This is a genomic window from Pseudoclavibacter soli DSM 23366, assembly GCF_000423505.1.
GTDB classification, from domain to species: domain Bacteria; phylum Actinomycetota; class Actinomycetes; order Actinomycetales; family Microbacteriaceae; genus Pseudoclavibacter_A; species Pseudoclavibacter_A soli.
Map to the genome: position 1 here is coordinate 190,121 of NZ_AUIC01000004.1, position 19,431 is coordinate 209,551.

10 protein-coding genes are annotated in these 19,431 nt (G+C 58.2%); 9 read left to right on the forward strand and 1 reads right to left on the reverse strand.

All coding sequences use genetic code 11. The annotated features are described in order from the left end of the window. The first annotated feature begins 1 nt into the window (after nt 1). Nucleotides 2-3,514: a BREX system P-loop protein BrxC gene (brxC, locus tag G557_RS0103810; protein ID WP_028245009.1), complete on the forward strand. Its 3,513-nt coding sequence runs from the start codon at nt 2-4 to the stop codon at nt 3,512-3,514. Nucleotides 3,515-3,528: 14 nt separating this feature from the next. Then, a complete protein-coding gene (gene pglX / locus G557_RS11535) occupies nt 3,529-6,099 on the forward strand; it encodes a BREX-1 system adenine-specific DNA-methyltransferase PglX (RefSeq protein ID WP_156877065.1) in 2,571 nt (856 codons plus the stop codon). Here the strand turns inward: pglX and G557_RS0103820 are convergent. Next, entirely contained in the window at nt 6,073-7,248 is a 1,176-nt protein-coding gene (locus G557_RS0103820; protein WP_028245010.1) for an Eco57I restriction-modification methylase domain-containing protein, read from the reverse strand. The genes pglX and G557_RS0103820 overlap by 27 nt on opposite strands. Before the next feature lie 469 nt (nt 7,249-7,717). Between G557_RS0103820 and G557_RS14430 the strand changes: the two genes are divergently transcribed. From G557_RS14430 to G557_RS11545, 7 genes are all read left to right on the forward strand, one after another. Beyond that, a complete protein-coding gene (locus G557_RS14430) occupies nt 7,718-8,734 on the forward strand; it encodes a tyrosine-type recombinase/integrase (RefSeq protein ID WP_425414034.1) in 1,017 nt (338 codons plus the stop codon). A gap of 92 nt (nt 8,735-8,826) precedes the next feature. Next, nucleotides 8,827-9,786 carry a BREX-1 system adenine-specific DNA-methyltransferase PglX gene (locus G557_RS0103830; protein ID WP_051224466.1) on the forward strand — a complete coding sequence of 320 codons (960 nt, stop codon included), beginning with the start codon at nt 8,827-8,829 and terminating at the stop codon, nt 9,784-9,786. Nucleotides 9,787-9,796: 10 nt separating this feature from the next. Then, nucleotides 9,797-11,278 carry an AlbA family DNA-binding domain-containing protein gene (locus G557_RS0103835; RefSeq protein ID WP_028245013.1) on the forward strand — a complete coding sequence of 494 codons (1,482 nt, stop codon included), beginning with the start codon at nt 9,797-9,799 and terminating at the stop codon, nt 11,276-11,278. 14 nt (nt 11,279-11,292) lie between these two features. Further along, on the forward strand, nt 11,293-13,770 hold the full coding sequence (pglZ, locus tag G557_RS0103840; RefSeq protein ID WP_036961275.1) for a BREX-1 system phosphatase PglZ type A: 2,478 nt from the start codon (nt 11,293-11,295) through the stop codon (nt 13,768-13,770). Between the two features lie 13 nt (nt 13,771-13,783). Continuing rightward, nucleotides 13,784-15,940, forward strand: a complete 2,157-nt coding sequence (gene brxL, locus G557_RS0103845) for a BREX system Lon protease-like protein BrxL (protein WP_084626983.1) — start codon at nt 13,784-13,786, stop codon at nt 15,938-15,940. Then, on the forward strand, nt 15,937-17,334 hold the full coding sequence (locus G557_RS13270) for an SIR2 family protein (RefSeq protein ID WP_028245016.1): 1,398 nt from the start codon (nt 15,937-15,939) through the stop codon (nt 17,332-17,334). Before brxL ends, G557_RS13270 begins: the two co-directional genes overlap by 4 nt. Next, nucleotides 17,331-19,394 carry an ATP-binding protein gene (locus tag G557_RS11545; RefSeq protein WP_028245017.1) on the forward strand — a complete coding sequence of 688 codons (2,064 nt, stop codon included), beginning with the start codon at nt 17,331-17,333 and terminating at the stop codon, nt 19,392-19,394. The genes G557_RS13270 and G557_RS11545 overlap by 4 nt, the downstream gene beginning before the upstream one ends. The last annotated feature ends 37 nt before the right edge of the window (nt 19,395-19,431 follow it).

Sequence of the window (19,431 nt, forward strand, 5' to 3'; positions counted from 1 at the left end):
CATGCTACTCAACGAGATTTTCGCCAAAGACGTTCAGCGCCCCATCGAGGGCGTCATTAAGGCGGATGATGTCGCTCACCTGGGCACTGAGGTCGATGAGTATGTGCTCACCAACGAAGCGGCCAAAGGTCTGGAACAATTGCTGGAGGCCTACACGAACTACACGAACGCGAACGGCGTGTGGATCTCGGGCTTCTTTGGTTCCGGTAAGTCCCACCTGTTGAAGATGCTGGCCCACCTTCTGGGCGACGTCGAGGGCCAGGACTACTCCCGCGATGCCGTCTCGCAGAGTTTCCAGGCGAAGGCTGAGAACGACTCCTTCCTGACGGCCTCATTGGCGAAGGCCCAGCGGATCCCCGCTAAGAGCTTGCTGTTCAACATTGACCAGAAGGCCACGTTGATCTCGAAGGACCAAACGGATGCCCTGTTGAAGGTGTTCGTGAAGGTCTTCGACGAGTCGCGCGGCTACTACGGAAACCAGGGACACGTCGCTCGGTTCGAGCGCGACCTGGACAACCGCGGCCAACTCGACGCGTTCAAGGACGCCTACGCACGCATCTCTGGGAGGGATTGGATCCAGGGCCGTGAGGAGGGCGTCTTGGAAGAAGGTAATGTGGCGAAGGCTTACGCCGAGATTACCGGGCAGAGCGACGGGGCTCCGACGAACATCCTCACTAAGTACCGAAACGAGTACAAAGTCTCGATCGAGGACTTCGCGGAGGAGGTTAAGATTTGGCTGGACCGGCAGGAGCCAGGGTTCCGCTTGAATTTTTTCGTGGATGAGGTCGGCCAGTTCATCGGCTCCAATACCCATCTCATGTTGAACCTGCAGACCATCGCCGAGTCCTTGAACACGAAGTGCAGGGGCCGGGCGTGGGTGTTCGTCACCAGCCAAGAGGACATGGACAAGGTCCTAGGTGATCGGACGAAGTCCCAGGGCAACGACTTCTCGAAGATCCAGGCCCGCTTCGCCACTCGGGTCAAGCTCACCAGCGCTGACGTCGAAGAAGTCATCCGCAAGCGTCTACTCACGAAGAATAGCAAAGGCACCGAACTCCTCGACGCCGTCTACGCGAGCGAGCATGCAAACTTCAAGACACTGTTCGATTTCGTGGACGGTGCCAAGACGTACCGCAACTACACCGACGAGGATCACTTCGTCGGCACTTACCCGTTTGTGTCTTACCAGTTCCCGCTCTTCCAGGCCGCGATTGAGTCCATCTCGGATCACAACGTGTTCGAGGGCCGCAACTCCTCGGTCGGGGAGCGCTCCATGTTGGGAGTGGTCCAGCAGGTTGCCAAGGATCTGGGGACCCGCGAGGTTGGAAGTCTGGCCACCTTCGACCAGATGTTCGCCGGTATCCGAGCCTCGCTGATGTCCGCAGCACAACGCGCCATCGACGTTGCCGAACGCAACCTGGATGATGAGTTGGCGATTCGTCTACTCAAGGCGTTGTTCTTGGTGAAGTACGTGGATGACTTCAAGGCGACCGCCCGCAACCTGACCGTGTTGGTCTATGACCAGTTCGGGCTGAACCTGCCCGAACTGAATAAGAAGGTCCAGGCGTCGTTGACGTTGCTGGAAGCCCAGACGTACGTGCAGCGCAACGGCAACATGTATGAGTACCTGACCAATGAGGAACAGGTTATCGAGGCGGAGATTAAGAACGTCGACATCGACTCTTCCGAGGTCTCCTCGCGCCTGAACAAGATCCTCTCCGGTGACGTCATCAAGACCTCGAAGGTCCGTTACGCCAAGAATGGTCAGGACTTCCCCTTTGGATACAAACTCGATGATCAGGCTTTCGGGAAGCAAGGCGAACTGACCCTGCATGTCATCACCCCCGAGTATTCCTACGGGCCTGAGGAAATCCGGATGCACTCGGCTGGGAAGGACGAACTACGCGTCATCCTTGATCCCGACGAACGCGTTATGAGCGACCTGCGTCTGCTCATCAAGACCGAGAAGTACACCAAGCGGAAGCTCACCAGCTCCATATCGGCCAACGAACAGCGCATCCTCCAAACCAAGGCGACGCAAAACAGTGAGCGAGAGAAAGAACTCGTTGAGCGAGTTCGTCGCGCCGTCGGCCGCGCCGCGCTGGTCATCAACGCAGCCGACGTAGCGGCTACATCACAGGACGCTCAGACCAGGGTCACCGACGGATTTCAGGAATTGATCTCCCGTACCTACACACAGCTGAACTTGCTGGGTGGGCGCACCTATACCGAGCAGCAGGTTGCTGGCTTCGCGAGCCCTGACTCCGGCATGATCGACGACCCCACTTTGTCAAAGCTATCCGCGCCGGGGGAAGAGGTGCTGTCGTTCGTGCTCCAACGGGACCGGCTTGGCGAGCAGGTCACGGTCAAGACGGTCGTCGACCATTTCCAGGCCAAGCCCTATGGCTGGAACCTGCCCTCCGTCGAGGTTGTCATCGCATGGCTGATCGGCGCGTCCAAGGTGACGTTGAATGTGGACTCGAACACGATTAAACGCAGCGAGGTCGCCACTGTTCTGCGGAACACTCAGAAGCATTCTCATGCGATCGTGGTCCCGCAGAAGGATTTCGATCCCCGCAAGGTGAACGCGTTCCGCAGCTTCGTCACTGACTTCTTCGACGACCCCACAGCTCCCAAGGACCCGCTCGAACTCGCTCACTTCGGGGCAGAGAAGCTCCACTCGAAACTCGATGAGTTGAAGGCGCTGACGACAGGTTCAAAATACCCGTTCATCAGCCAGCTGAGCGAATCGATCTCTCTACTGGAACAGGTTGTTGGTCAAAAGGACGAATGGTATCTCACCGACTTCTCGCAGGGCAACAAACTCCTCGACGTGAAGTGTGACGTCATCGACCCGGTCATCGCATTCCTCCACGGTGCGCAGCGTTCTATCTACGATGACGCCGCTGCCTTGCTCGCGGAAAACACCAGTAACCTCAACTACCTCACGCCAGACTCAAGCGCCGAGGTTACCTATGCACTGGCAGACCCGCAGGCGTTCCGCGGCAACAAGATGACCAAGCTCAAGGCAGCCACTATCGAGCTGAAATCGAAGATCGGTGAAGCACTTGCCGCGAACCGGGCACATGCACGCCACGCGATCTCCTCCCGGCAGGATGGTTTGCACAATAGCACCATTTACCTGGACGCCACAGAGGACGCTCGACGCTCGGTCGATAGCCTCATCTCAGATCTCCTCGCTAGGACGAATTCTGAGCAGCAGATCGCGGTGGTCAACGAGATCGCCAACACCTTCGAGGACACGATCTACCCACGAATTCTGGACCAGCTGGCTGCGGCCAGATCTCAGTCCCGAGTAATGGAGATGCCAAACCAGGCGGAACAGGAAGTATCGCCGGTTCCGCCCGTCAAGCAGACAGTTTCCATCAAGAGGATCCGCACTACAGGAGTGACAGGGCTCCTGGAGACCGAGGAGGACGTGGACCGATACCTCGATGCTCTGCGCGGCGTGCTCCTCGACACCATCACCGACGGCAAGCGCATCGCGCTCTGAAAGAAGACCTACCTATGGAACCCGCACCGCTGAAAAGCTTCGCCACCTGGGCTCGCACCGAACTCATCACCCAGGTCAGCGCCCGTATAGCCGCCGTCCTGGCTCCAGCTTCGCCCGAACGCACGGAGAACCCGCGTGCCATCCGAGCCCTTGAAACCGACATTGCAACGGCGGGCGGAGATGCAAAGGGCAAGGATGCTGTCGCCGATAAGGTCGCGTACACGTGGTTCAACCGGATCATCGCACTGCGATTCATGGACGCGAACGGCTACACCAACGCAGGAGTTGTCTCGCCACCTGCGGACCAGATCGTTGGCCAGCCAGAAGTTCTTGCCGACGCCAAGCGAGGCACGTTTGATCCTGACGTAGTCAATCCCAAGATCGCCAAGGATGTGACGGGGCTGCTTGATGGTACCCGATCCAGTACCGATCCCCAAGGCGAGGCATACACCCTTCTGCTTGCGGAGTACAGCCGCTATTGGAATAAGTCGATGCCGTTCATGTTCAAACGCGAAGGTGACTACACCGAACTCCTGATCCCCTCCAACCTGCTGGCAGACGAGTCCATCTTGGCACGTGCCGTAACCACAATGACATCGGCGGTCTGCGAGGACGTCGAGGTCATCGGTTGGCTCTATCAGTTCTACATATCCGACCGGAAGGACGAGGTCTTCGCCGGATTCAAGAAAAACAAGAAGGCTGGTGCCGCAGAGATTCCCGCGGCTACACAGCTGTTCACCCCGCACTGGATCGTCCGCTACCTCGTTGAGAACTCCGTCGGACGCCTGTGGATGCTCAACCATCCAGAGTCCCGCCTAGTCGATCGGATGGACTACTACATCGCTCCCGCTGATGAAGAAACTGACTTCCTCAAGCTAGCGGGTCCCGAAGAGCTAACCGTCATCGACCCGGCCTGTGGTTCTGGGCACATGCTCACCTACGCCTTCGACCTCCTCTACGCCATCTATGAGGAGGAGGGCTACAGTCCCTCCGAGATACCCACACTCATCCTGACCCACAACCTCCACGGCACTGAGATCGACCATCGTGCAGGGGCGTTGGCAGCCTTTGCTCTCACCATGAAGGCTCGCGCCCGGCAACGGTCCTTCTTTACCCGTTCGTCGAACGAACTCGAACAGAACAAGCCAAGCATCTGTGTGATTGAGCCCATCGTTTTCCGTTCCGACGAGCTTGATTTCCTGATCCCCGCGGGTAGGGACCGAGAAGTGGAGGCAAAGTTCTGGAACCAGTTCGAGCACGCTGACACGTTCGGCTCGCTCATCCGCCCAGATGCTGCTCAGACAGCTCAGCTCGCCGAGCATCTCAAAGCTCTCAACGACGTCGATGATTTGCTGCGGAGCGACACCGTCGCCCGCGCAATGCGGGTAATTCATCAGGCCCAGCTATTAGCAAGACAGTACGCTGTCGCGGTCGCCAATCCGCCGTACATGGGCAGTAAGCAAATGAACTCCCTGCTTTCACAGTTCATGAAGGACGAGTACTCAGAGACCAAGCAGGACCTCTACGGGGCATTCGTCATGCGCGGGATCGGACTGGCTGACCGCAGGGGGTTGCTCGCCATCGTCATTGGGGATACTTGGATGTCCATCAAGTCATTCGAGGCACTACGGACCCGCCTGCTCGACTGCCACTCGTTCGACTCCTTCCTTCACATGCGCGACGTTTCAAACCACCCTGATATCTTCGGTGCGAATGCAGCGTTCGTACTCTCGATGGCTAGCGGTCGCCAGCGACGTGCCCCCTTCATCCGCTTGACGCCACTGGGACAGGAGAGTAAGGAACAAGATCTGCGTGCCGCTCTCGTAACCCGCACCCCCGACGATGGTTTCCATCTCGCCTCGAGTGTGGATTTCGAGGCGATCCCCGGCTCGCCGATCGTCTACTGGCTCAGTGAAAAGTTGCGGGCCGCCTTCTCGACTGGGAAGCCGCTCAGCGAAGTCGCGACTCTTCGACAGGGTCTGGCAACAGCCGACAATAATCGCTTCCTCCGCCAGTGGTGGGAGGTCTCCCGGGATCGCTCCGCGTTTGGTTGCACATCACGTAAAGAGGCCAAGGCGAGCGGCGCACGCTGGTTCCCCTACAATAAGGGCGGCGAGTTCAGGAAGTGGTATGGGAACCATGAGCACGTGGTCAACTGGGAGAACGACGGAGCCGAAATCGTCGCCTTCAAACCCCGCTCGGTGATCCGCAACCCCGGAACATACTTTTCACCGTCCGTGTCATGGTCGGACATCTCATCCGGAGAGGCCGCTTTCCGTCGCTACCCATCGGGCTTCATATATGCCAATACGGGGCATTCAGGGTTCGGTGAAGAAGAGTTGCTCGACCGGCTCGCGCTTCTTCTGAACTCGACATACGCAATCCAAGCCCTACGTGTGCTCGCACCGACGATGCACTTTGACATAGGGTATGTCGGGCTGGTGCCGGTAGCTCCGGGGGTCAGAGACTTCCCAGAAGAGCGGCTTGCTGACCTCATGCGTACTGCAGGCGCAGACTGGGACTCTTCCGAGACATCGTGGGGCTTCGAGCGCAGCCCGTTAGTCGAGATCGCCGCTCGCCATTAGCATTAGCGGGACAAGCGGATTCTGTACAAAGTTCCAGGACGTTTCCGTGGCGTTCCAGTCTTCACGCGCGGTCGCCACGAGCATGTCTATTGTCACTGTCGGCAGTTCCCTGACGCCCGCCGCAACGGGAACGAGACCCACGTATCCGACGTGAAAGTGAAGCGTTGGCGCGACGACCTTCATTACCTCCATCACGAACTTGGAGTTGAGAAGCAGGGTGATCTGGTCAAGTGTCGTCTGGTCACCAAAACCGGAGTGCCCCGTCGAGTCGTGGATGAAGCCATGGGGGTAGCGACGGAAAGCGGCCTCTCCGGATGAGATGTCCGACCATGACACGGACGGTGAAAAGTACCGGCCGCGACCTTGCCCCCGGACCAATGTCTTACCTTGCGGCACCATGTATGGGTACCGCTCGGCGAGCCCTTCCTCGATTTCGCGGCCGTCCTGTTCCCAGTTAATGACGTGTTCGTGGTTGCCGTACCACCTCCGGAACGCGCCGCCCTTGTTGTAGGGGAACCAACGTCGCCCGCTAGTCTCCGCACATTGCAAGGACTCGCAGTTGAACATCGTACGATCCTGCGACACTTCCCACCATTGCCGAATGAACCTTCCGTTGTCACCGGTCCGGAGTCCGACCAAAAGCTCCACGATTTCACCGAGCGGCTTTCCTACCCTGAACGCGGCCCGCATCTTTTCACTGAGCCAGTAGACGATCGGCGAGCCCGGGATCGCCGTGAAGTCAACATCCGACGCCACGTGGAAGCCCGCTTCCTTCGCCCGGACCTCAAGGGCAGTGCTCAACGCATTCTTCTTCTCCGCTTCGGAGGCCCCGTCGACGAGACGGATGAAGGCGCCAGCGCGCTTGCGGGCAGTGCTGCGAGCTTCTGGCGACACATTTACCAAGGTGAACGCGGTCGACGATACGACCTCGCCTCCGATCGAATCGAAGGCGCGAGCGCCAAGGTGCAGCATTGTAGTAATCCGCTGCTTGGAGAGCAGTGAGGCGCGGAGCTTCTCGTAGGAGCTAAGGAACATCCAGGACTGCATCGTGATCATGGCTACAGTTCCTTGCGGCCCCGCGAGGTTCGTGCAGCGCTCGATGAACCCCGCGAACAGATCCGACTTGCTGTCCGGGTACTCGTCCTTCATGAACTGTGTTGGGACCTACGACGGAGGTTGCCCAACGACGCGCCCGCCCTTCAGGAATACGCGAGGAACGGAGCCCGTACGACTTGCTCTTTCAGAGCTCAATGGCTACCCCAATGGCTAGCCTTAGCTGGCTGCAATGGACAGGTCTATCCTCGAGCAGAACGGCGGATCACAGTGCCCTCAGCAGTTTGCACACAGTTCAGAGGTGCGCAATTCAGATGGCTACCCTAACGGCTATCCAAACAGTTGATGCCGAATCGAGTGTGATAGAGAAATGGCACATAAACAACGCAGAAAAGGAACTGGATCCATCTATCAAAATGCTCGTGGCCAATGGGTAGCGGCTATCGAGACCGGGTGGACTGAGCGAGGAACACGCCGTCGGGTCACGCTCAAGGCTAAAACAGAAAAGGAAGTCCGTGCTCGGCTATCCGCGGCACAACGCCGAATTGCGGCTGACGGGGCTGTTATGTCCTTCGCTAGTATCACGCTGAAGCGGTGGGCTGATCAGTGGCTCGTTCAACGGCAGCGGGTCGTACGGCCCGGTACGTTTGTCTCTGATCGCTCATCCGTCGCGCGCTGGATCATTCCTACGCTAGGACACATAAGTCTCGATGCACTGACACCTGCTGACGTCCGCATGGTTGCGGCAGTGCAGGAGAATGCCGGGCTTGCGCTCCCGACGATGCAACGAACCCATGCGGTACTGAGGAAGATCCTTACTGACGCTGTAGCAGAGGGGTACCAGGTCTCCCAGCGCACTCGGGAGACAGGCGGTCCGGGCACCGGGCCAACGTCGCGGCAGGCGCTACATATCGATGACGTGATGCGTATATTCGCTACCATTAGGCAGCGCCCTGACGCAACTCGCTGGGTCGCGGCGCTCGTAGCTGGATTGCGCCCAGCCGAGGCGCTCGGACTCACGTGGGAAATGGTCGACTTCGACGCTGCAACGCTGACGCTCGCGTGGCAGCTCAAGTCGCTCCCATACATGGAACGCAGGAGACCGGAGAGCGGCTTCCGCGTGCCGCGCGGGTTCGAGTCACGGCGCCTTGTGGGCGCATATCACCTAGTGCGACCGAAGACACGCGCAGGAATCCGCGTCGTTCCGATGATGTCGTGGCTCGCTGAAGCATTGGCCGCGTGGCGCACGCGTGCACCGTCGTCTCCTTTCGATCTCGTGTGGGCTCGAGACGACGGGACCCCACGCTCCGCCGAGTTCGATCGTGCGCAGTGGTACGAGATCGTCGACCATGCAGGAGTGAAGGTGAAACTCTCGGACGGGGGGAGCCGTCGCCCATTGCTCTACGAAGCTAGGCACACCGCAGCCACTCTTATGCTTGCGAATGGTATCGATGAGACGACAATCAAGGCCGTGCTCGGCCATTCCACGGTACTCAGCACACAGGCGTATCTTCACGCCGATCACACTCGGACTCGCTCAGCACTCGAGGCGTCTGCCGCAAGTGTCGGACTAGGGCGGTAGCCTTATTGGCGGACGTCTCATTCCGCACCTGTTGCGCTCAGTGCGATTACAGGCGGCACAGGTGCGGGACAATACAAACAGAGGGGCAAAGCGTGAAGACACTTGAGCAGCTCGTTGCGCAGTATAGCGATGAGTGGAAAGCGCGCTCATTGGAGCAGCAGCGACTGGAAATTGAGAACAACGAGGCCGTCGCCAAGCTCTATGGTCTGGAGGATGAGGTTCCCTCTTACGTGCCACTCGAACGCGTTTCACTGACGAACAACTCAGCATTCCGCTGGCCGAATAAAACTCCCGAGGAGCGCGACACCTTGTTCACGGAGTCTGCCATCGCTGACTTAGTCTCGTACGCGGTGGGGTGCATGTTCGGCCGCTACAGCCTCGAAGCGCCGGGGCTCATCCTGGCGGATCAAGGAAGCACGCTGCACGACTATTTTGCGAAGGTGCCTTCACCATCGTTCGTCCCCGACGCAGATAACGTCCTGCCGATCGTCGATGGCGACTGGTTTGAGGATGATATCGTCGCCAAACTCCGCCAGTTCTTGCGCGTCGCATTCGGGGAGGAACACTTTGAACAGAATCTGCGGTTCGTCGAGGAGTCCTTGGGAATGCAGACCCTCCGCGATTACTTCATTACGAGGGGAGGTAAGTCTAAGTTCTACGAAGACCATGTCAAGAGGTACAAGAAGCGCCCCATCTACTGGATGTTCTCCAGCCCCAAAGGTTCGTTCAACGCGCTCATCTACATGCACCGTTATACCCCCTCGACGGTCTCCACCGTTCTGAATGACTACTTGCGCGAGTATGAAGCCAAGCTGGAGGCAAGCCTGCAGAACCTTGACCGCGAAGCAAAGGGTGACAGTGCTCCGCGGCAGCAGGCAGCGGCGGTCAAGGAAGCGGAGCGGCTACGGAAGATCTTGGTTGAGCTGAGCGAGTACGAGCACGAAGTCATGTACCCGCTGGCGTCTGAACAGATTGCAATCGATCTGGACGACGGTGTGAAGTCGAACTATCCGAAATTCGGGAGTGCGCTGAAGAAGATCCAAGGGCTGTAGGTGATGTCTGATGGATGATGTGCTGACTCTGGATTCGACCGGCCAGGTCATGGAAGTCGAGGGCAAACTCCTTGAGTTCAAACGTGACCTGTCGTCGCCGACGAAGCCTCTTCGCACGGTTGTAGCGTTTGCAAACTCGGCGGGCGGGAGCCTCGTCATCGGGGTCAACGACGACGGTAGTGTCTCCGGCGTCAAGGACCCTCTCGCCGAGGATGAGCGCATCACCAGCTTGATCACGGATTGGATCTCGCCGCAGCTGGTCCCTGGTATTGACATAGTGACTTTGGGCGAGACTACTGTTCTGGTCGTGGATGTGCCCCTGAGTACGCGGCGCCCTCACTTCATGAAGGATCAGGGTCCCGAATCCGGGGTCTACGTTCGGTTGGGTTCCTCGACCCGACAGGCCGATCCGGCATTGGTTGCGGAACTTGAGTGGAACGCGCGAGGTGTCGCGTTTGAAGACTTGCCCGAGTCACGGGCGGCGTTGGGCGACCTGGACCTAGAGGGTCTGTCGGATCTTTGCGGAAGACAAACCGGGGTTGAAGATCTCATAGCTTTGGGTCTCGCGGTCAAGCAGGGTGGCGAGACAGTGCCGACCAACGCGGGAATCCTAGCCGCGTGTAACGACCCGACACGATTCCTCCCGTCTGCACGGGTGCAGTGCGCCAGGCTGCGCGGACCGCATGGCACAGACATCTTCGACCAGAGGGAGATCCACGGGCCGATGCCACGTGCCGTCGACAAGGTGATGGAGTTCTTGCTCAAGCACGCATACAAGACGGCTGTGTTCAGCGAAGTCAAACGCCGCGACATTTACTCGATCCCGGTGGAGGCAATCCGCGAGGTTGTCGTCAATGCCCTCGTTCACGCGAACTATGCCGAGCGCAGCACCCCGATACGTGTCGGGTTCTACGACGACCGCGTCCAGGTCGACAGCCCGGGCCTGCTGCTGCCAGGGATGACGGTTGAGTCCATGCGCCGCGCGTCTCGATTGCGCAACCCATCTCTGGCACGGATCTTCCGTGAGGCTGGGGTCATGGAGCAGTGGGGCACGGGCGTCCAGCGTGTCTTCGAGCAACTCGCAGAAGCTGGGTTACCCGAGCCGCGGGTTGAAGAGGTGATGGATCGGCTGCGCTTCACCGTCTATGTGCCCTCTCATGCCCCGGAGAGTCCCTCCGCCACTAGTGAGTATCAGGGTAACGCTCCGAGTGAGCAAGGTGTGAGCAAGTCGAGTGAGCAAGGCAGTAACATGAGTGAGCAAGCTTTAGCCTTGCTGACCTTGGCATCGGAGGGTCCTCGTTCCCGTGCCGAACTGCTCACGGGCATCGACCGGTCCGATGCTTACGGCAACTACAAGCGCCATCTTCTCCCCCTGCTCGAAGGCGGCTACTTGGCTCGCACCATCCCTGAGAAACCGAACAGTCAAAACCAGCGATACCGCATTACCGATGCTGGGCGCGAGATCCTTGCTGAGAAGGAGACCACCAAGTGAATTCCCTAGCTTCCGTGATTCCGCACCTCGAAGAGGAATTCGCTCGCCAACGCTTGGTGTTCTGGCATGACCCCGATAGCAGTTACGCCGACGAGCTGTCCGATATTGACATCGCTGATGTTACAGTTCTTTCGGTCGCCAACGATGAGTACGCGCTCAAATACAGGATTCTTGAGGAAGAACCAGGAGCCAAGTTCCTCATCTACCGGCAGGGTAGCGTGCCTGTCGGAATCGGGAATTGGCTGCTCGATCTGGAGCTGGCCTACGGGGTGTTCACCGCTGACCGCACGGCTCTGCTGCGCCATGATCTCGGTCTGAGCAGTGAGAGCGTGGAGGGGGTACTCAATGCGCACGAGGCCTTCTTCCGGTCCTCGAAGCGAGCTGAAGCGCTCAGGGCACTCCTTCACACGGATGATTCGGTGGATCTGGTCCAGGCGAAGATGTGTGCGGTTCTGTTGGGCCAAACTGAGCACAGCATGCTGGAGCTGACACGTACCCTGTTGGCCGAGAACGCCAGCGGTTCGAGCCAGAAGTATGAATCACTTCACGAATACGACCTGCTTGACTTCCACTGGGCCGGGGTTGCCAGGATCTACGGGTACAAGGCAACCCAGCCAAGCGTCGACGACTTCATACTGTGGATGTTCCGACAGGCCATGAATGGATTCAAGAGTGACCAGCCGGGGGCGTTACGTAATATCCAGCTCGACTTCGCCAGCCTGCGCAACGACCGCCGCAGTTCCAAAGCGCTCATGGTCTTGGCCTCGCGCGCCGCCAAAGATCTTGACTATGCACGCAAGATCGAAGACGCCGACGTTGCAGCCCTTGCCGGAAACGACCTGTTTGAAGAGGTCGAGCAGAAGATCGTCAGCGCCCTAGCCCGTCAGGTCTCGGCCCGGACGATCAGCGCCCGCGAGGTAGGCGACACGATCCGCAGCCGCCAGTCGAGCATCTGGGTGGATGACTACCGGTATCTCTACACAGCAATCGGTTCTGCTTCCGAACTCCTCTCAATTCTGGCAACAGCATCGTTTGACGTGGCATCATTCGACGCGGGCTTGCTGAAGTACCAGCGAGAGTGGTTCCGGGTCGATCAGCTCTATCGCCACTTCCAACTTGCAGCGCGGACCAGCGACTACGACGGAGTGATTGAGACCCTACGTAGCGAGGTGGAAAACTACTACGTCAACAAATTCCTCTTCCCCCTCGGAATCGCATGGCAACACCAAGTGGACGCAGCTACCGCTTGGCGGTCCAACGTCTTGCGGTCGCAGCTAACGTTCTACCGCGATCGAGTAGAGCCTCTGGTACGAAAGGGCACCAAGAAGGCCGTCGTCATTATCTCTGATGCCTTGCGCTACGAGGTTGCCGACGAACTAGGTACCCGAGTTCGTCAGGAAGACCGCTTCGATGCCACAGTGGATGCCGTACTCGGCGTCTTACCCAGCTACACGCAGCTCGGCATGGCGGCGCTACTACCCCACAAAACCCTCGCGCACTCCCCAAAGGGCGACCCCGTTCTCGTGGACGGGCAGCGCTCAGATGGAACAGCGAACCGGAACAAGATCCTTGAGCTTGTGGATGGATTTGCGATCCAAGCCGAAGAAGTCTTGGCCATGGGCAACCGTGAGCTGAAGCAGCTCTACACCGAGCACCATGTGTTCTACGTCTATCACAACGGGATTGATGCCGCAGGAGACAAGGCGGCAACTGAGCAGTCGGTTTTCGAAGCCGCCGAGACGACGTTGGACACGTTGGTGAAGTTGGTGAAGAAGCTCGCCAGTGCCAACGCGACGAACATCTTCGTCACCGCTGATCACGGCTTCCTCTATCAAGACAGTCCTCTCGCTGACGCAGGGTACCTGTCGACGAAGCCTCAGGGCGATGATCTAGTGACGGTCAACCGTCGCTATGTCCTGGGTCGAGGGTTGAAAGACGAACCTGCCTTCAAGTTGTTTGAACCGGAGCAGGTCGGCTTGGACAGTGACCTTCAGGTGCAAATCCCGAAGTCGATCCACCGGCTTCGTCTCCCTGGAGCGGGATCACGGTATGTGCATGGCGGTGCATCGTTGCAGGAGATCGTGGTGCCGGTGCTTGCGATCAACAAGAAGCGCAAGAGCGATACCCGCCAGGTCAACGTCGAGGCCCAACCCGAGACGGACAAGATCACGACAGGCCAGCTGGTGATCAAGCTCTACCAGACCGAACCTGTCAGTGAGAAGGTCCAACCCAGAGCCTTACGCGCTGGACTGTATGTCGGCGAGACACTGATATCGAATCAAGTGGAGCTGACGTTCGATCAGACTTCGGGTGATGCACGAGATCGATACCAAAGTGCGCGGATGCTCCTGAGCCAAGATGCAGACGCCTTCAACAACCGAGCGGTTGAACTCCGCTTGGAAGAACAGATTCTGAACACCAGCCAATGGCGGGTGTATCAGCGCGTTCCGTATACGCTGCGCCGCTCATTCACAACGGACTTCGACTTCTAGGAGAGTGTGATACATGGAACCGGACGTCTCGAACCTAGACCCGACCGAGCAGTCGGATGCTGTGCGTACTTCAGGTGCGCCCGAGCAAAGTGACCTGGACCGGAAGATCAACCGGTACTTCCCTGGCGTGGTCGTACGCAAGGACCTGGTGAAGACAGTCAAGGGCAACGCGATTGTTCCGTCTTACGTGCTGGAATACCTGCTGGGCCAGTATGCAGCTTCCGACGATGAGGCAACCATCGTGGCCGGGATCGATGCGGTGCGCAAGATTCTCGCGGATCACTATGTGCATCGCAACGAGTCCGAGCTGGTCAAGTCGATCATTAAAGAGAAAGGACGCCACCGGATCATCGACCGAGCCAGCGTCGTTCTCAATGAAAAGGCCGACGTCTACGAGGCGTCATTTGAGAACCTCGGCATCCGCGGCGTTATCATCGACCCCGGAACTGTCAAGGCCAACGAGAAGCTCCTCGTGGGTGGGGTATGGTGTATTTGCGACATCGAGTACTCCCACGTCGATGATTCCCGGATCGTACCGTGGATTCTGGGATCGCTCAAGGCGATCCAGATGTCGAGCTTCGACTTCGACGGCTACCTTGCCTCCCGACAAGAATTCACTAGTGAGGAGTGGGTGGACCTGCTCATCCAGTCCATCGGCTTCAACCCTGACCTGTTCGGACGGCGGGCCAAACTCCTCCAGTTGGTGCGACTGATCCCGTTCGTGGAACGCAACTACAACTTGGTCGAACTGGGTCCGAAGGGCACCGGCAAGTCGCACATCTTCTCCGAGTTCTCTCCGCACGGGATACTGATCTCGGGTGGTGAGGTCACGGTGCCGAAGCTGTTCGTCAACAACTCCAACGGCAAGATCGGCCTAGTCGGCTATTGGGACGTTGTCGCTTTCGATGAATTCGCGGGCAAGAAGAAGCGGACTGACAAGGCACTTGTCGACATCATGAAGAACTACATGGCGAACAAGTCCTTCTCCCGTGGCGTGCAGACCATGGGCGCGGAGGCCTCAATGGTGTTCGTGGGCAACACTTCGCACACGGTGCCGTACATGCTCAAACACTCCGACCTGTTCGACGAGCTGCCCGAGTCGTACCACGACTCCGCCTACCTAGACCGGCTCCACTGCTACATCCCCGGCTGGGAGGTGGAGACGATCCGCGGCGAGATGTTCTCCACCGGGTACGGGTTCGTTGTCGACTACATCGCCGAAGTCCTGCGCTCCATGCGCAACAGCGACTTCTCAGACAAGTATCAGGCGTACTTCACTCTCGGATCGGAGATCTCTACCCGAGATCGCGATGGCATCCACAAGACGTTCTCCGGGCTCATGAAAATCCTCTACCCGACCGGCGAGGCCCCCCAGGAAGAGGTCGAGGAGCTACTGCGGTTCGCGATCGAAGGTCGCAAGCGCGTCAAGGACCAGATCCTGCGCATCGACTCAACCTTCGACCCCGTAAGCTTCGGCTACATCGACAGGGCTGGCAACTGGCACCCGGTGACGACGCTGGAGGAGGATGAGTACCCGGCTTACTACCACGTGGGCCAACAACCTGGGGCGGCATCGACTGGTGACGATGTAGTCGGGGCGCAGTCCGTTGGTGCGCGTCGTCCGTCGTCGACTCCAGGATCTGGGCCCGTTGCTGGTCCCGTTGGGGAGAAGCTCTTCGAGGGGCAGCGGGACTTTGTGGAGAACCAGCGCGGTGTCTCATATGAGGCTCTGTTCCTTCCGTACTTACGTGGGGCCGCTGAGATCGAACTGCACGACCCGTACATCCGGCTGAACCATCAGGGCCGTAACCTTGTCGAGTTGCTTGCCTTAATCGCCTTGGCCAAGGACCCAGCCGACGAGGTGACCTTCAAGCTGTACACGACACTTGACGACGACCCCAACTATCAGCAGAAGCAGCTGCAGATGCTCAGCCGGATTCGACAGGAAGCGGCGCAACAGGGACTCACAGTTGAGATCGCAAAGGACTTGGGCGGCCACGACCGCTGGCTACGCACCGACACGGGCTGGCGCATCAACCTAGGCCGCGGCCTCGACATCTTCCAGAAGTCCGACGGCGGATGGTTCGACCTTGGCACCAGCCGCCAAGAATTCCGCCAAGTCCGTGCCTTCGGCGTTACCTACATAAACGAGAAGAAAGCGGTTCAATGACTACCACAACTGTCGATTCGGGGTTGGCGGAACCTGAGCCTAATGGGCTCTTCATCGTAGGTGGAGTTGTCAAGTCAGTCATCGCTGGAGCTGAGGCGACAGCGGTTCGAGACCACCTGAGCTCGCTCCTGCAAGTGAAAAACCTCGTAGTTCTTCTCGGCTCGGGAGCCTCGTTCCATCTGGGCTCTCCACAGACTCGAAATTTAACCAACCAACAAGTTCTGGAACTTATTCGAAAGTCTGGGGATACGCCAACAGCAAAGGACGAGGAACTTCTTGCCACCATCAACCCGGAAGATGACGGAGATCTGGAAAAACTGCTGAACGGTCTTCAGCTCGCGGCGTCTCTAGCCGCTCAGGCAAGGCAGCCCAGCGTGGCGCTTGGGTCGGGCGAGCAAGTCAAGTCGTACTACACAGATGAAATCGACGGACTTCGGCAGCGTATCAATCATGCACTGGCACACGCGTGCCAATTGCCGAGCACTGACAAGCCGCTCGATGCTCCGTACGATGCCGATCCTCTGCTGGCACATAGAGCGTTCCTGTCGCGGATGGTTCGAAGCAGAGGGGCTAACCTTCCCCGCCCGCAGGTCTTCACCACGAACTATGATTTGGTAATCGAGCGCGCGCTTGATGAATTGGGTTACCCATACATCGACGGATTCAGTGGGACTGTCGATCGGCGCCTCAACTTCGCGTTCTACGGACTAGACTTTCACCGAGTTGAGACCACAACGCAATCAGTCCTTTCCCGTGCAGAGGGTGCGCTTTACTTACACAAGGTCCATGGCAGCCTCAACTGGCGTACATCGAAGGCACGCGACCGGCTTACAGGACTTCAGTCACTGGAGGTAAGGCAGAGCTCGTCCTCTTCCAATGACGATGACTTGGTATTGATCTATCCGACTTCATCGAAGGAGGGGGACACTCTCGCATACCCCTACTCGGATCTCCTTCGCCTTCTCGGTGATGCTGTTCAACAAGATGACACCGCCGTCATTGTCGCTGGGTACGGCTTCGCTGATGCCCATATCAATCGAATCCTACTTCGCACTCTCGCCACAAACTCTGCGCTCAACATTCTTGTTGCTGATCCGTTTGCTGTGCTAGACGACAGCGACTGGGGCAAGTTGAACGCAGACGCTCAGCAAAAGATGCTTGATGAACTAGCCGTCACGCCGAAACAGACCGCCATCGCGGCGCTAGCTAGGGCCAAGGATTCCCGCGTGGCAGTACTAACCGGGAATTGTGGAAAATTCACGGAATTTGCTCAGCTTATGCCAGAACCGTCGCTCCAAGGGGAAGCGCCAAGTGCGGTCACAGCGCTGATCGAAGCTCTAGAGCAAATGACGCAAGGCGATGACGTAACTGCTGAGGCAGATGATCTTCAATGAGCGAAACAGGCGCAATCGGGCATGTCGTCGATGTTCGCAGTACCACACTACGAGTCTCGCTCGGAGTTGGGTCAAAGGGCTTCACGAAAGTCGGTCCTTATGGGCTCCAAACTGTCGGTGTAGTCAATTCCTATATCACTGTCCCAGCGGGAGCGAATCGGGTCGTTGGTATCGTGTCCGGCGTCTACATCAACGGCTCTCAGGAACGGAGGGGAAGAGAACCGCTCGCTACAGAAGAAGACATCGCTGCCTACGAACTAGAAGCTACCATCGTTGGCAGGTTCGAGGGCAACGTGTTCAAGTCTGGCCTCACCGGATACCCGCCGCTTCATGCTCCAGTACAGGCGGCAACTCCTGAGGAAGTGAAAGACATCTTCCTCCCCCAGGGAGGGCCGTCACTTAGGATTGGGACGTCTGCCGTCGCAACCGAGCAGGCAGTTCATCTTGACGCAAATCTGCTCCTTGGCCATCACTGCGCCGTCGTCGGCTCCACCGGGTCAGGTAAGTCATGTACTGTTACCGCAATCATTGACGGACTGTTAGATCACGAAATTCCAAACGGGCATATCGTCATCTTTGATATAAACGGTGAGTACGCACAATCATTCGCGCCGGGAACTTCACGTGGCAAGAAGTCGAGGCCGTTGGTCCTAGGCCCCAAGCCAGGGACCGACTCCGGCCTGTTTCTACCTCACTGGTTCATGAATAACGAGGAACACCTCAACCTTCTACGTGCCAGTGAAGGCGTACAGGCGCCCGTCCTTCAGCGTGCAATTGCGGACGCGCGCGTCGCTGGGGCGACCACAAATGTGGAGATGCTCAGGCTTCAGAACGTTGCCAGCTCGCTCGCACTGGTCGAAGGAGCGTTCACCGATTCAAAGGGCGGCGCCGAGACCACCTTCGCGCAGCTTGCTGGCTTACAGAGTGTCGTAGACGAGCAGGTAACAGTCGGCGGAGCTTGTGCCGAGCAGTGGGTAAAGATCAAGGAATGTCTCGACTACGGGATACGGAAGGCTGCCGTACCAAATGCGAAGTGGACGGCCCTCACGCCTCAGCAGCGCGACGTGCTTGCTAAGATGATTGGCGCGGTACGTGCCCAGATCTCGCTGGCCTTCAACGCGCTCGGCATGGGAAGCGGACAGGCTGCCCCCGATTTCGACGCCCCGATTTACTACTCCCTGCAGGAACTGTGCGATTACTTCCTCCCGACTCGCATTCAGCTCGAACAGGCATCGGATAATAGAATCGCTAGCTACGTCACGACGCTTCAGATGCGTCTAAGCCGGTTGCTCGCGGATGGCAGGTATGACTTCATTACGCGGGTTGAGAAGCACTCTGACCCTCTGGGCAGTTACTTGAAGGCCCTGATGGGAATTGACCCGACCTCAGGGGACCCTGGTTCCGATTGGCCAGCTGCATCCCTTTTCCAAGAATTGCCGGAGACGCGCTGTTCGGGACCTTCAGTGACAATCTTCGACCTGAGCCTCGTAGCGAACGACATACTCGAAAGTGTCACTGCACTTCTCGGTCGTATTCTGTTTGACTTCGCGGTTCGGAGTAAGCCGAGGGCAGAGCATCCTGTCTTGCTGGTGCTTGAGGAGGCCCATCGTTTTGTTCCCTCGGGAAGAGATTCTTCGGGTGGCTTGAGCCGTTCCGCTGCCGTTTTCGAGCGTATCGCAAAGGAGGGGCGCAAGTTCGGACTATCGCTGCTTCTCGCAAGTCAGCGTCCAAGCGAACTCAGCGAGACCGTAGTCGCCCAGTGTGGCACCGTTATCGCCCACCGGCTCACTCACGAAGCAGATCAAGGACTGCTGCGCCACGCGACGGCGCTCAGCTCTCGTGCGCTACTCGATCAACTTCCTAGCCTTGCACAGCAGCACGCGCTCGTTACGGGTGTGAGTACTGGAGTTCCTGTGGCAGTACGCGTACGCGACGTTGATGACCCTCCGAAGAGCGATGATCCCAACTTCATTGCGACTTGGAATGATGCTGGGAAGCTGGCGGATCTGCCTGGCCATATTGACCGGATCGTGAAGGAATGGCAAGGCGAGTTGCCTTGAGAATGGGCTGCAGAAGGTTCAGTTGACCCTTAGTCAC

Coding starts and splice junctions, on each gene's coding strand:
- brxC (WP_028245009.1), top strand. CDS start 2: ATGCTACTCAACGAGATTTTCGCCAAAGACGTTCAGCGCCCCATCGAG.
- pglX (WP_156877065.1), top strand. CDS start 3,529: ATGGAACCCGCACCGCTGAAAAGCTTCGCCACCTGGGCTCGCACCGAA.
- G557_RS0103820 (WP_028245010.1), bottom strand. CDS start 7,248: ATGAAGGACGAGTACCCGGACAGCAAGTCGGATCTGTTCGCGGGGTTC.
- G557_RS14430 (WP_425414034.1), top strand. CDS start 7,718: ATGTCCTTCGCTAGTATCACGCTGAAGCGGTGGGCTGATCAGTGGCTC.
- G557_RS0103835 (WP_028245013.1), top strand. CDS start 9,797: ATGGATGATGTGCTGACTCTGGATTCGACCGGCCAGGTCATGGAAGTC.
- brxL (WP_084626983.1), top strand. CDS start 13,784: ATGGAACCGGACGTCTCGAACCTAGACCCGACCGAGCAGTCGGATGCT.
- G557_RS13270 (WP_028245016.1), top strand. CDS start 15,937: ATGACTACCACAACTGTCGATTCGGGGTTGGCGGAACCTGAGCCTAAT.
- G557_RS11545 (WP_028245017.1), top strand. CDS start 17,331: ATGAGCGAAACAGGCGCAATCGGGCATGTCGTCGATGTTCGCAGTACC.